Consider the following 12,486-nt stretch of genomic DNA (forward strand, 5'->3'; position numbering starts at 1 on the left):
GTTAGCTGCCCTTTCGTCAGGCCACTGACTCGAGCTGGCGAGCCTTGAGGCGCTGGATGTGCTTCTGGCTCAGACTGACGAATTTTGGGGTGAGACCCTGGTCCTCATAGATCTCGAAGCCGTCCTCGTCATACGCCACCACCTTGGTGCCCTGGACATAAGGAAAGCTGGTCTCCATTTCATCCAGTGCTGCAGAAATCAGATCCCGCATCAGATCCTGAGGTGACTTCATCGGATAAAGCGCTGCGAGCTTTTCGAGGCGCTTGTGATGCTGGTCAGACAACGCCATGAAATAGGCGTCTCGGGTAAGCCGACCACGTGCATGCTTGTCCCAGTAATTGACCAGATCTTTGATTTTCATGGTGCCTTCACTCCTGCATCTTATTGATGGCGCACGGCGCACGAAAACTGTGCGTCCGTTTCCGGAAGTGTAGACGAAGCCGTCGGTCCGGGGGCGAGAAAATTGGTAACGGATTGTACTTACCGATCCGCCCTGTTCAGCCCTCTCTTCCTCCCCGCTCCACGCCTTTGACCGCCTGCCAGACGGCATCCAGCGCCTCCAGTGATTCTTCGTCCATGTCGCGGCCCTCACGCTCAAGCACTTTTTCAATGGCCCGGAACCGGGCATCGAACTTGTGATTGGTCCGATTGAGAGCCTGCTCGGGATTAACCTTCATGAACCGTGCCAGGTTCACACAGACAAACAGGAGATCGCCCAGCTCATCCTCAACGGCGTCCGGATCACCAGCGCCGGTTTGCGCCGCTTCCCAGGCCTCCTTGAGCTCGTCAATTTCCTCATGGAGCTTGTCGAACACGGGGGCGATATCCGGCCAGTCAAAGCCGTGGCGCGCCGCCCGTTTCTGGAGCTTTTCGGCCCGTGCCATGGCCGGCAGGGTGCGGGCAATGCCGTCAAGCCGACTTTCCGGTGCGCCGGCATCCGGTGCCGGCTTCAGTGCCCGCTCCTCGGCCTTGATACGTTCCCAACTTTCCTTGATCCACGCCTCATCCGGCCGGTTATCCGGATCGATTCGACTCTCCAGGGTTCCTTCCGGAAAAACATGTGGATGCCGGCGCACCAGTTTGCGCACCAGATGATCGACAACGCCGTCGAAGTCGAAATGCCCGTCTTCCCGTCCGATCTGAGCATAGAAAATCACCTGGAACAGCAGATCTCCCAGCTCGTCTTTCAGATGCGGGTAATCCTCACGTTCGATGGCATCGGCAACTTCGTAGGCTTCCTCCAGCGTGTGAGGCACGATGGACTTGTAAGATTGCTTCGTATCCCATGGACAGCCGGTATCCGGATCCCGTAGCCGGGCCATCAGATATTTCAGATCCTCGATGGTATAGCTCATCCGCGTTTACGCCTTACATCAATGATATTGGGCAGGTTGCGAATCTGTGCCAGCAATCGGGCCAGCTGCTCCAGACTGGAGATCTCCACGGTCACCGTCATGGTGGCCGTGTTTTCGTCCTTGTTGCTCAGGGTATTGAGCGACAGTACATCACTCTTCGAAGCCGACAGCACCTGGGTGATATCCCGAAGCAACCCGGACCGGTCATAGGCCTCGATTTCGATATCAACCGGATAAACCGCTGCCTGCCGGCCACCCCAACTCACCTCAATGATCCGGTTGGGCTCAAACTCTCGCAGATTCAGAAATGTGAGGCAGTCCTGACGATGCACCGTCACGCCCCGACCGACCGTGATGTAGCCACCGATCGCATCTCCCGGCAGGGGTTTGCAGCATTTCGCCACCTGAGTCTTGAGCTTGCCAACGCCCAGGATCTGGATATCCGATTCCGTATCGTACGGTTTGCGGCGCTGGGTGCTGAGCTTCAGATCCAGCTGTTCGGATTTGGGCTCCAGCATCTGCTGAGCCACATTGGCAACATGAGTCGGACGAAGATCGCCAGCACCTGTCGCAGCAAACATGTCCTCGGCACTGTGATAATTGACCTTCTTCGCGAGCTCGCCAAGATCCACGTCGTACAGGGACAGGCGCTTGAATTCGTCCTCGAGAATGGCACGGCCATCAACGATATTCCGGCCCCGATCCTGCTGCTTGAACCAGTGGGTAACCTTGGCTCTTGCCCGGGAGGTCTGGATGTAGCCCAGGCTCGGATTCAGCCAGTCGCGGCTGGGGGCCGGATTGTTGGAGGTCAGAATGAACACCTGGTCGCCGGTTTTCAGTGGATAGGTCAGCGGCACGATCCGGCTGTTCACCCTGGCGCCACGGCAGGCATGGCCGATCTCGGTATGCACCCGATAAGCAAAGTCCACCGGCGTTGCCCCCTGGGGCAGATCCACCACATGGCCCTCGGGCGTGAAAACATACACCCTGTCTGAGGCCACATCGGATTTCAGGTGGTCGGCCAGCCCGGACAGGTCGCCCAGCTCTTCCTGCCACTCCAGCACCTGGCGCAGCCAGTTGATCTTGGCATCGTAACCGGTGGACTTGTTGCTCTTGTCCATCCCCTTGTACAACCAGTGGGCACAGACGCCCAGTTCCGCCTCCTCATGCATCTTGTGGGTGCGGATCTGCACTTCCATAACCTTGCCCTCCGGCCCGATCACCGCTGTGTGCAGGGATTGGTAACCGTTTTCCTTGGGGTTGGCTATGTAATCATCGAATTCGTTCGGAATATGGCGCCACAGAGTGTGGACAATACCCAGGGCGGCGTAACAGTCGCGCACTTCCGGAACAAGAATACGCACGGCGCGAACATCGTAGACCTGGGAGAAATCGATGCCCTTGCGCCGCATTTTCCGCCAGATGCTGTAGATGTGCTTGGCGCGGCCGGACAGCTCACCCTCAATGCCATAGGCTTTGAGTTCGGTCTGCAGAGTCGCAATGACGCGCTTGATGTAGCTATCACGGTCCAGGCGCTTCTCGTCGAGCAGCTTGGCGATCTTTTTGTAGGCGGACTCATGCAGGTAGCGGAAGGACAGGTCCTCCAACTCCCATTTTATATGACCGATACCAAGACGATGGGCCAGCGGCGCATAGATATCGAACACTTCCCGGGCCACACGCATGCGCTTTTCTTCCGGAGCGTCCTTGACGGCCCGAATGGCGCAGGTCCGCTCGGCCAGTTTGATCAGGGCAACCCGGACGTCGTCAATCATGGTGACGAGCATCTTGCGGACGTTGTCCAACTGCCCCTCACTCTGCCCGAGGACGTTCCCTTTCAGCGGGTGATGGATGGATGAAATCGCCGCCATCTGCTGCACGCCGTTGATCAGGCCCGCCACCTCGTCGCCAAATTCCTTGCGGATGGTTTCCAGTGGAACACGCTCTTCGCGTACCGCCCGGTAAAGAATCGCTGCTACCAGGCTGGCCTGGTCCAGGTGCAGCTCTGCCAGCACCTGAGCCATTTCAATGCCGATCCGGAAGCTACTGGAACCGGGGGCCCACTGACGGTCCTGCCGGAAGGCCTGAAGGTCAATTTCGGCCGCTTTTTCGCATGCCTGCCGGAACTGATCGGGGTCTTCCAGGTGTGTCTGCGAGGCGATCTGCTGAACCCAGCCCTCGATATCCACCTGGCCATCGCCCGTCATTGCGTAGTCTTCGCGAACTTTTACCATATCAGTCTTGTTGTTCCTGATGGTTTACGCAGCCATCCCTGGCTGCCCACAACATTGTCAGCCGGAATCCCGCTCAAACAACGCGATGGATTCCACGTGGGTGGTGTGGGGAAACATGTCCATCACACCCGCGCGCACCAGACGGTAGCCGTTGCGCACCATAACGCCTGCATCCCGCGCGAGGGTCGCCGGGTTACAGGAGACGTAGACGATCCGTCGCGCCCCGAAGGCGGTGAGGTACTTGCAGATTTCCTCGGCACCGGAGCGGGGCGGGTCAATCAGAATCTTGTCGAACCCTTCCTTCGCCCAACTCTGGCCGGTGAAATCCCCGTGCAGATCCGCACCGTGGAAATCGACATTGTCCAGACCATTCAGTTCCGCATTCTCCTGGCCGCGCACGACCATGGTCTCGTCGCCTTCCACGCCAACGACCTGCCCTCCTCTTCGGGCCAGAGGCAACGTGAAGTTGCCCAGACCACAGAAGAGATCCAGCACACGCTCTCCCGGCTGGACATCCAGCCACTCCACGGCCCTGTGTACCATCGCGCGGTTAACGCCTGCATTGACCTGGGTAAAGTCCATGGGATGAAATTTCATGGTCAGGTCGAATTCATCCAGCCGGTAACTCAACCGTTCGTCATCCGGACCCGAGGATTCGGGCCAGATCCGATGCACGGTGTCAGGCCCCTTGGGCTGCAGGTAGATATGCAAGTCGTGGGCCTGACCAAAGGCGATCAGCTTTTCCCGGTCACCGTTCGACAGATCATCCATGTTCCGGAACACCATCACGGCCACATCGTCACCACAGGCAACTTCTACCTGGGCAATCCGGCTGTACGCGTCCAGATCATGCAGCATGTTGCGCAGGGGCAATATGCGCTCACCAATTCTGGGGTCCAGCACCGCGCAACGATCAATGTCGGTCAGGAAACTGTTGCGCTTTTCCCGGAAGCCGACCAGAACCGACTCCCTGGCCTTGACGTAACGAACGCCCAAACGAGCCTTGCGACGATAGCCAAGACTCTCCTCGGAACGCAGGGGCTCAATCCATTCCTCGGGCTCAATGCCCCCAAAATGGGCAAAATGCTCCCGAAGGGTGTTTTCCTTGAACGCGATCTGGGCATCGCCACTCATATGCTGGAGGCTGCAGCCACCGCACAGGTCGGCAAACTCGCAGGGTGGCGTCTGGCGGTCCGGCGCGGCTTCCAGAACCTCTTCAGTGCGCAACTCGTCGAACTTGCTTCGGCTGGACACCACTTTCGCCATGACCGTTTCGCCCGGCAGGGCTCCATCCACAAACTGCGTTTTGCCGTCCTGACGGGCAATACCCCGGCCGTCGTGGCTCAGGGTTTCAATCTCACAGCGCACGGGCTCTTTCGGAAGAACCTTCCTGCGTCGTCTGCTCATACTCGGGTCTCTTGGTAAAGTCGTGTTCAGGCGCCGGGGAACACACCGGTGGAGAGATAGCGGTCGCCGCGGTCACAGATAATGGCCACGATGATGGCGTTTTCAACCTGCTCAGAGAGTTTGAGAGCCGCCGCGATCGAACCACCGGAAGAGACACCACAGAAGATGCCTTCCTCGGAAGCCAGGGCTCGCATGGTGTTCTCGGCTTCTTCCTGGCCAATATCAAGAACCTCGTCCACCCGTGCGGCATCATAGATTTTGGGCAGGTAGGCCTCTGGCCAGCGCCGGATCCCGGGTATGGCCGCGCCTTCTTTGGGCTGAAGCCCGATAATCTGGATATCCGGGTTGCGCTCCTTCAGGTAACGGGACACGCCCATGATGGTGCCGGTGGTTCCCATGGAGCTGACAAAATGGGTGACACGGCCACCGGTCTGTTCCCAAATCTCGGGACCGGTGGTGCGGTAGTGCGCCAGCGGGTTGTCCTGGTTGCTGAACTGATCCAGCACCCTGCCCTTGCCCTCTGCCTGCATCTTGAGCGCCAGGTCACGGGCCGTTTCCATCCCCTCTTCCTTGGTGACCGTGACAATCTCCGCACCATAGGCGCGCATGGACGCCCGGCGCTCCTCACTCATGTTCGCGGGCATAATCAGTACCATGCGGTAACCCTTGATCGCAGCCGCCATGGCAAGGGCAATGCCGGTGTTACCGCTGGTTGCCTCGATCAGGGTGTCACCCGGTTTTATGTCGCCCCGGCGCTCAGCCTCCTGGATCATGCTGATGGCCGGACGATCCTTCACCGAGCCGGCCGGATTGTTACCCTCCAGCTTGGCCAGAATCACGTTACTGGTCTCACCGGGGAGACGCTGCAGGCGAACCAGAGGGGTGTGCCCGACATAATCTTCAATGGTGGGAAAATGCATATGATAACCCTGTGGTACACTTTTGGCTTCGCATGATACGCGTTATCGCCCCGGTCTCCCAATACAGCTTCTCGCTATATCCATGACCGGCGGCTATATCCGATGCGGGATTTTCCGGTACCGCCGGGACTGATACCACAGTTATCCCGTTCCGGATCAGCTATTCTTAACACGGACGTTTTCCGCCCTGCGGTGCGGACAAAAGCAATAATTCAGGAACACGGTATGCGACGTTGGGGCATTCGCAAGAAAGTTTTGGTGGTCACGCTGGTTCCCACCCTGCTGACCACCCTGATGCTGGGGCTTTTCTTCACCTACAGCTGGGTCAACAATATCGAGAGCCTTCTGAAGGACCGGGGCGAATCTCTCTCCCGCCAGCTCGCCGCTGGTTCCGAATATGGCCTGTTTACCGCAAACCGTAGCCTCCTGAGCAGCCTCTCCAATGCGCTCCTGGAAGAGCAGGACGTGCGCTCCATTACCTTCTTCGGTAGCGACGGCTCGCGCCTGCTTCACACCGGGCCGGGAAGCTCGGAGACTGTCAGGTCGGAGGAACTTACCGCCGAGCACGCAACCCGGATTTCCCGGGAAAACAGCACCCGGTTTATCACCCCCGTCTTTCTTCAGGATCTGATGATCGAGAGCATGCTCGACCCGGATGCCCGCCAGTCCATGTCGAATCTGCGGGAGCCTCTGGGCTGGGTGGTTGTGGAAATGTCACACATCCGCACCGAAAAAGAGACCTACAAGGCCCTGCTGATCTCCCTGCTGCTCATTATCGGCGGCGTTATTCTCAGCATGGCCATTGCACTGCGCCTGAGCCGCGCGTTCACCAACCCGGTATTTGAACTGAACGAGGCGGTGGCCAAACTCAAGGAAGGCAAGCTGGATACCCGCGTATACACCGGCGCCGGCCCCGAGTTTGAACAACTGGAGTCCGGCCTCAATGCCATGGCTGAAGAGCTGAGCAAGGCCCAGGCAGAAATGCAGCAGAACATCGACCAGGCCACCGAAGACCTGCGGGAAACCCTGGAAACCATCGAGATCCAGAACATTGAGCTGGATTTCGCCAGGAAAGAGGCGCTCGAGGCCAGCCGGATAAAATCAGAGTTCCTGGCCAACATGTCCCACGAGATCCGAACCCCGCTGAATGGCATCATCGGTTTCACCGAACTGCTCCTGAAGAGCCCCCTGCCAAGGCAGCAACGGGACCATCTGAGCACCATCAGGAAGTCCTCAGAGATTCTTCTGACCATCATTAACGACATTCTGGATTTCTCGAAGATTGAAGCCGGCAAGCTGATCCTGGACCGGGTGCCCTTCCAGTTGCGGGATATTGTCGAGGAAGTCATGGTCATGCTGGCGCCGGCCGCCCATGCCAAGAATCTGGATCTGGTGCCACTGGTCTACAACGATGTGCCGGACAACATCATGGGTGACCCTTTGCGCGTCAAACAGGTGATCACCAACCTGGTCAACAACGCCATCAAGTTTACCCAGACCGGCGAGGTGGTCCTGCGGGCAAGCCTGGAAGAGGAAGAAGCCGATACCAACCGTGTAACCCTGCGCCTGAGCATCACGGATTCCGGCGTGGGCCTCTCCCGCGCCCAGCAGCAATCCCTGTTCAACGCCTTCAGTCAGGCCGATGCTTCCACCGCCCGGCAATACGGTGGCACCGGCCTGGGACTGGCCATTTCCAAACGCCTGGTCGAAGAAATGGGAGGCAAGATAGGACTTGAGAGCGAGCTAGGCAAAGGCTCGACCTTCTGGTTCACCCTGACCTCGGAGCTTACCACCAGCGGAGAGGCCATTGCCCCGCGGGATGGCCTGCGTGGGGAACGGGTGATCTACCTGGAACAACAGAAAACCACCGGGCTGGCGGTGGAACACCTGCTGCGGGATTGGGGCATGGTGGTGGATCGGGTGGCCTCACCCGGAGCACTGCAGGAACAGATCGAAGAGGCCCAGAAAAGCCAGGCCGGTTATGCCGTGGCCATTGTCGGCATCACCCGCCACCTGCTCAATTCCAGCCAGTACTGTGGCCTTGTCCGTACCCTGGAGATTGAACGGGATTGCCGGACCCTGTTGCTGACGCCCACGCTGGAAACGCACGACACACCCCTATCGGGGCTTGCCAGCGGCCATCTCACCAAACCGGTGTGCAGGGACTCGCTTTACGATGAGCTTCTGCTACTGGTGCACGGCATCCATTCCGGCGGTCGGGCCCCTGAGTACGAGACTTCCGCCAACCGTGTGACCACTGCCAATGTTCCCAGGGTGCTGGCGGTGGATGACAACGACGCCAACCTGAAACTGGTGATGACCCTGTTGGAAGACTGCCAACTGGAGGCCGAAAGCGCCTCCAGTGGTTTTGAGGCCCTGAGCAAGGCCAGACAGAAGCCCTTCGACCTGGTGTTCATGGATCTGCAGATGCCCGGCATGGACGGAGTGGAAACCACGGCCAGGCTGAGGGAGATGGATATCGGCAATCACCGGACGCCGATCATAGCCCTAACTGCCCATGCCCTGGCCGACGAGCAGGAACGGCTGACCAAGCAAGGTTTCGATGGCTACATGCCAAAACCGATCAGCAGCGGACAGCTGACCGAAATCATCCATGAGTACACTGGCTATATCTGCCCCAAGAACAGTGGCAACGGTCGGCTCCCGGTGCCGGAAGTCCGCGACACGCGCCGGGCCCTGCGGCCGTCAACCCGAAAAATGCAACAGGACTGCGTCAGTGTCGAGGAGAGTATTCAGCTCGCCGCCGGAAAGGCCGACCTCGCCGAAGAACTGTTCAGTATGCTGCTGGAACAGGTCCATGTGGATCGGGCGCGAATACCGGAGCTCTGGACCGGCGGGCATATGGATGAGTTGCTCGAGTGCGTCCACAAACTCCACGGCGCGACCCGATACTGCGGCGTACCGGAACTGCGGGCCGCGGCCAATCACCTGGAAACGGCGATCAAATGCGCCGCACCGGATCTGGAACACCAGAAAGACCAGTTGCTGTCCGCGATGGAGCGGCTTGAGATCTGGAGTGACCAGACCGACTGGCAACAGCTGTTCCGCGAACGCCGCGAGGCCGCGGAAACCACCTGACAAAACGCCGAATCAGGCCCGGCTCCGGGCCTGATCGATAATGGCCTTCATATCCCGAACCGCCTCTTTCAGACCGGTAAACACCGCGCGGGCGATAATGGCATGGCCAATATTCAATTCGTTGATACCGTGAATCGCCGCCACCCGCTCGGTGTTGTGATAATGCAGACCGTGGCCGGCATTGACGATCAGCCCTTTCTTGCGGGCATAGGCCACCGCATCGGCAATCGTCTTGAACGCAGCGTTCTCAGCCTCTGGCGTCTCCGCTTCGGCATACTCACCGGTGTGCAGCTCCACCACCGGCGCTCCGCAACGCACTGCGGCATCTATCTGGGCCGGGTCCGGGTCAATAAACAATGACACTTCGGAGCCAATGCGGGCGAGACGCTCACAGGCTTTGGCCACGCGGGATTCCTGACCCTCGACATCCAGACCGCCTTCGGTGGTCAATTCCTCACGCTTTTCCGGCACCAGGCAGACACATTCCGGCCGCACCTGCTCGGCGAACGCCAGCATGGCATCGGTAACGGCCATTTCCAGGTTCATCTTGGTCTGGAGCACTTCCTTGAGTAACAGCACATCCCGATCCTGGATATGACGCCGGTCTTCCCTGGGATGGATCGTGATGCCGTCCGCCCCGGCTTCCTCGGCCATCAGTGCTGCCTGCACCGGGTCGGGATACCGGGTTCCCCTCGCCTGGCGGAGGGTGGCTACGTGATCAATGTTGACGCCAAGCAGTACTCTAGGATTCATGGGATTCTCCCCGAAGGTGAGTGAAAAGGCTGCGACTGTTCAGGGGGCGACCCTGCAGAAGATAGTCAATCAGTACCCGCATGACCCGTTTCGCCAACCGCCGGGCGCTGTCCGATTGCAGATCATCGCGGGCCAAATCCAGTAAAACATCACCCGGGAGATTCCGCAGGCGCACACCCGGTGACAGCCCGAAAACAATGCCCTGCTCCGGATCATAACAATACTCCCGGCCGGGCTCGACGGATTGCCCGCTATCAGTGGCGAGGTCCCAGGCGAAGTCGAAGCCCAGGGCGGCGGCAAAGGCCCGTTCGAACCTCCGCAGCACCGGCTCAACATCCGTGGTGTCGGACAGCTGCCGGATGGCATCTATATAGGCTGCAAAGAGGGTCGGATGGGGGTCAGCTGCGGGCAGAACCCGTTGCAAGAGTTCATTCAGGTAAAGGCCGCTGTATAGTGAAACTGTCCGACTCAGGGTCGGGCCGGTTCGGACATCTACCTGGGTAAGGGTTTTCAGGTCGCCCCGGCCGGCCCAGTCCACGATCAGGGGCTGAAAAGGTTGTAGCTGGGCTTTCAGGGGGCTTTTCGCGCTGTTCGCGCCCCGGGCGATGACGGTCATCCGGCCATGGTTCAGGGAAAACAGATCCACCATAAGGCTGGTTTCCCGCCAGGGGCGGCGATGAAGGACATAAGCCGGCTCCTGCAGCTCAGGCCCCTTCATAACCGCCTCAGAGGTCGTTCATGCCCAGGCTCTTCAGGGCCCGGTCGCTGTCTGCCCAGCCGCGCTTCACCTTGACCCAAAGTCTGAGCATGATTTTGCTGTCGAACAGTCGCTCCATGTCCGTGCGAGCCTCCTGACCAATCCGACGCATCCGCTCGCCCTTCTCGCCGATGATGATCTTCTTCTGACCTTCGCGCTCGACCAGGATCAGGGCGGAAATGTGCAGGGTCTTGCCCTCCCGCTTGAACTCCTCGATCTCCACGGCCACGGAGTATGGCAATTCGGCCCCCAACTGGCGGGTAATCTTTTCCCGGACAATCTCCGATGCCAGGAAACGTTCACTGCGATCGGTGATCTGATCGTCCGGGTAGAAGTGGATACTCTCAGGCAGGTAGCGCCCGACCGCCTCTTCCAAAGGCTCGAGATTGGTCTCTTTCAGTGCCGAAAGCGGAATGATCTCGGCAAATTCACGCTTTTTCGAGAGCATATCCAGATGCGGTAGCAGGCTTTCCCGCTTTTCGATCTTATCGACCTTGTTTACCGCCAGAATCACCGGGCATTTCAGCCGGCTGAGCTTCTCCAGCACCATCTCATCCGCGGTGGTCCAGGCCAGCTGGTCCACCACGAAAACCACCACATCGACATCAATGAGCGCAGAGGTGGCGGCCTTGTTCATATAACGGTTGATGGCCCGTGGCTCTTCCTCGTGCATGCCCGGTGTGTCCACATAGATCGCCTGGACCGGACCGACGGTCTTGATACCAAGCACCTGATGACGGGTGGTCTGAGGCTTGCGGGAGGTAATGCTCAGTTTCTGCCCGAGGATGTGATTGAGCAGCGTGGACTTCCCGACGTTCGGACGACCGACGATGGCCACGAAACCGCAACGACTGTCCGGGTTTTCCGGACGGGTGATATCGTTCATTACTGATTCTCCACGCCCAGTTCTTTCAGGGCGTTACGGGCTGCCTGCTGCTCGGCCACCCGGCGGCTGCTACCAGTCCCGGTGGTCTTTCGGTCCAGCGAAGGCAGCGCACAGGATACGTGAAATGTCTGGTTGTGAGCCTCGCCGTCTACGGAAATGACGTCATAGCGTGGCAATGGAAACTGGCGGGACTGGAGGTATTCCTGCAAACGGGTCTTGGGATCTTTCTGGGTATCCTGGAGATCAAGCTTCTCCAACCGGTGTTCAAACCAACGCAGGACCTGCTCCCGGCAGGTGTGAAAATCGCTGTCCAGGTAGATGGCGCCGATGATCGATTCCACGGCATCGGCCAGGATGGATTCCCGACGGTAGCCTCCGCTTTTCAACTCTCCGGAGCCCAGCCGGAGGTAACCTCCAAGCTGGAATTCCCGGCCAATCTCAGCCAGGGTCACGCCCTTGACCATCCTGGCCCGCAGGCGGCTCAGCTGGCCTTCTCGGGCTTTTTCGAAGTGCAGAAACAGATACTCGGCAATCACCATGTTCACGATGGAGTCGCCGAGAAATTCCAGACGCTCGTTATTCTGGTTTCCGTAGCTCCGGTGAGTAAGTGCCAGCAGAAGTCGCTCCGGCGATTTGAACTGATAGCCGATGCGTCGCTGTAACTGATCCAGGTCCGGTTGTGAACTCACTTGCCCTTCATCTCATAGGTGTGTTTGAAGTGAACCACCGTATCCACATTGCTGAACAGGTTGTTACGCACTTCGTAATCAACGTTGATGACGACCAGGTCGCCATCCTTATCGACTGAAATGTTCTTGGCATCAAAGCCCCGGACATTGTTCACACTGAGCCGCTTGTTAATCAGTGTGCGAACCTGGGCTGGCCCCATCTGAGAGAGGCCTTCTGTACCATCCAGGCTTTCCAGCGCTTCCTGAATGGTGATGTCATCAAGGTAGGCGGGACCCAGCTTGATCACCAGCGTCAGCAAGCCACCAAAAAACAGCACCATAACCATCATGGTCAATGCCGAGGCACCCCGCTGACGGCCCATGCCGGAAAGATTGTTTTTCTGCAT

The 12,486-nt window shown here is 58.8% G+C and carries 11 protein-coding genes; 1 reads left to right on the plus strand and 10 read right to left on the minus strand.

Features of this window, described 5'->3' with window-relative positions; all coding sequences use genetic code 11:
* Positions 1-16: 16 nt before the first annotated feature.
* From WA411_RS14375 to cysM, 5 genes are all read right to left on the minus strand, one after another.
* Positions 17-361, minus strand: a complete 345-nt coding sequence (locus tag WA411_RS14375) for a hypothetical protein (RefSeq protein ID WP_008176163.1) — start codon at positions 359-361, stop codon at positions 17-19.
* Positions 362-497: 136 nt separating this feature from the next.
* Entirely contained in the window at positions 498-1,355 is an 858-nt protein-coding gene (mazG, locus tag WA411_RS14380; protein WP_291909789.1) for a nucleoside triphosphate pyrophosphohydrolase, read from the minus strand.
* Positions 1,352-3,589 (minus strand): GTP diphosphokinase, encoded by a 2,238-nt coding sequence (gene relA, locus WA411_RS14385; RefSeq protein ID WP_136631306.1) that lies wholly within the window; start codon positions 3,587-3,589, stop codon positions 1,352-1,354. The genes mazG and relA overlap by 4 nt, the downstream gene beginning before the upstream one ends.
* Before the next feature lie 57 nt (positions 3,590-3,646).
* Positions 3,647-4,996 carry a 23S rRNA (uracil(1939)-C(5))-methyltransferase RlmD gene (gene rlmD, locus WA411_RS14390; RefSeq protein ID WP_291909791.1) on the minus strand — a complete coding sequence of 450 codons (1,350 nt, stop codon included), beginning with the start codon at positions 4,994-4,996 and terminating at the stop codon, positions 3,647-3,649.
* Positions 4,997-5,022: 26 nt separating this feature from the next.
* A complete protein-coding gene (gene cysM / locus WA411_RS14395) occupies positions 5,023-5,916 on the minus strand; it encodes a cysteine synthase CysM (protein ID WP_069184125.1) in 894 nt (297 codons plus the stop codon).
* A gap of 225 nt (positions 5,917-6,141) precedes the next feature.
* On the opposite strand from cysM, the gene WA411_RS14400 reads away from it, so the two are divergent.
* On the plus strand, positions 6,142-9,015 hold the full coding sequence (locus WA411_RS14400) for an ATP-binding protein (protein ID WP_291911173.1): 2,874 nt from the start codon (positions 6,142-6,144) through the stop codon (positions 9,013-9,015).
* A 12-nt stretch (positions 9,016-9,027) separates the two neighbouring features.
* Here WA411_RS14400 and pdxJ read toward each other — a convergent pair whose 3' ends face one another.
* From pdxJ to WA411_RS14425, 5 genes are read right to left on the minus strand one after another with little or no spacing between them, the layout of a single operon-like run.
* Positions 9,028-9,768 carry a pyridoxine 5'-phosphate synthase gene (gene pdxJ, locus WA411_RS14405; RefSeq protein WP_153634525.1) on the minus strand — a complete coding sequence of 247 codons (741 nt, stop codon included), beginning with the start codon at positions 9,766-9,768 and terminating at the stop codon, positions 9,028-9,030.
* The gene (gene recO, locus WA411_RS14410) at positions 9,758-10,486 is read right to left on the minus strand and encodes a DNA repair protein RecO (protein WP_136629321.1); all 729 of its coding nucleotides are present in this window, start codon (positions 10,484-10,486) and stop codon (positions 9,758-9,760) included. Before recO ends, pdxJ begins: the two co-directional genes overlap by 11 nt.
* Positions 10,487-10,493: 7 nt before the next feature.
* Positions 10,494-11,411 carry a GTPase Era gene (gene era, locus WA411_RS14415; RefSeq protein WP_069184121.1) on the minus strand — a complete coding sequence of 306 codons (918 nt, stop codon included), beginning with the start codon at positions 11,409-11,411 and terminating at the stop codon, positions 10,494-10,496.
* The gene (rnc, locus tag WA411_RS14420; RefSeq protein ID WP_153634528.1) at positions 11,411-12,100 is read right to left on the minus strand and encodes a ribonuclease III; all 690 of its coding nucleotides are present in this window, start codon (positions 12,098-12,100) and stop codon (positions 11,411-11,413) included. Before rnc ends, era begins: the two co-directional genes overlap by 1 nt.
* The gene (locus WA411_RS14425) at positions 12,097-12,486 is read right to left on the minus strand and encodes a DUF4845 domain-containing protein (protein WP_069184119.1); all 390 of its coding nucleotides are present in this window, start codon (positions 12,484-12,486) and stop codon (positions 12,097-12,099) included. Before WA411_RS14425 ends, rnc begins: the two co-directional genes overlap by 4 nt.

This window comes from Marinobacter sp. CH_CUG1437-1 (assembly GCF_037029655.1).
GTDB classification, from domain to species: domain Bacteria; phylum Pseudomonadota; class Gammaproteobacteria; order Pseudomonadales; family Oleiphilaceae; genus Marinobacter; species Marinobacter salsuginis.